Below are 1,322 nucleotides of genomic sequence, written 5' to 3'. Positions count from 1 at the left end.
GTCGAAAATGAGATTGCCCTGGCGGAGCATTTGGAAACCGCTGGATTGTGGCGCCGGGCCGCGCGTCAATGGTTAGCGGTACTTGATATTTTACCGGCCTCACAGGAACAGCGTCGTTCACAAACAATTGCCCGCAGGGCCAGATGCGTCACCATGGGTAATTGCTTTTGCAATGATTACGCCGGCATTAGTGAAGCCCGCCTGGTGGATTATGTTGATGGGGTGGCGGCATGACTACTCAGGTTGTTAGTTTTTCCGGTGGTCGTTCGTCCGCCTATCTCGTTCATCTCATGGAGCTGCGACGCATAGCCGGTGAGGATGTGCGCTACGTTTTCATGGACACCGGTGCCGAACATCCGAAAACCTATGAATTTATTAGAAATATCGTCAATAACTGGAAAATTGACCTGATCTGTTTGCACGTTGTAGTTAATCCAATGCTAGGCCAGGCGAATGGTTACAAGCTCATTTCGGTGGATGACATCGGGTACGACTTACAGGTTTGGCGAGATATCTGCGCCAAGTACGGTACCCCGTACATACATGGCCCGTTTTGCACTCGCACAATGAAAATCGAACCGTTCAATCGATACTGCAAAGAGCATTTCGCAACCGGACTTCATAAGTGGATCGGCATTAGAGCGGATGAACCCAAGCGATTGAAGCCCTATGATGGCGTCAGTTATCTGGCGGATCTTAGCGATTTTGATAAACAAGATGTTCTCGATTGGTGGAGTGAACAGCCGTTCGATCTGGGTTTATCGGAACATTTGGGCAATTGCGTTTTTTGTATCAAAAAGGGCGTCAATAAAATCGCCCTGGCCGCCCGCGATGAACCGCAGATGGCAACTGATTTTATCGATGTGCTCACAAGCGACAGCGTGCGTGTTGTCGATCGGCGTCAGCAAGAAAATAAAATCATGTACCGTGATAATCAATCTCTTGAGTCGATTATTGCTATGTACGCCGATCAGACCAGGGAGGAAATCGCAGCCACAATCAGGGGTGCTGGCGGTTATGACAGCGGTTCTTGTACTGAATCTTGCGAGGCATTTTCTTGCGAAATTGAAGCGGATCAGGGGGGCATTGAGGAACAGCCCACCACACCAGTTGCGCCCATCAGTCTCTATTGTCAAAAATTGGACCTACTACGAGCCGCGCCCACCCACAAGCTAAAAGAGATCGGCGATCAATGGCGCACTCCGGAACCGTTGTTTTGGGGAATTAACGCAATGTTTGGCCCGCTGGTGCTGGATCTGTTCGCCGACGCGAGCAACACGAAATGCGCGGCATTTTACACCGCCGTGGAAAACGCGCTGGCT

2 protein-coding genes are annotated in these 1,322 nt (G+C 50.5%); both read left to right on the top strand.

The window, feature by feature from the left end:
• Window positions 1–234, top strand: a 234-nt coding sequence (locus FCN80_RS25970) for a PerC family transcriptional regulator (protein ID WP_136993249.1), incomplete at its 5' end; no start/stop codon positions are given.
• Window positions 231–1,322, top strand: a 1,092-nt coding sequence (locus FCN80_RS27595) for a DNA N-6-adenine-methyltransferase (protein WP_136993247.1), incomplete at its 3' end; no start/stop codon positions are given. The genes FCN80_RS25970 and FCN80_RS27595, both read left to right, overlap by 4 nt.

The organism is Martelella alba (assembly GCF_005217455.1).
Lineage (GTDB): Bacteria > Pseudomonadota > Gammaproteobacteria > Enterobacterales > Enterobacteriaceae > Acerihabitans.
This window is presented reverse-complemented; position numbering and strand designations above follow the sequence as displayed.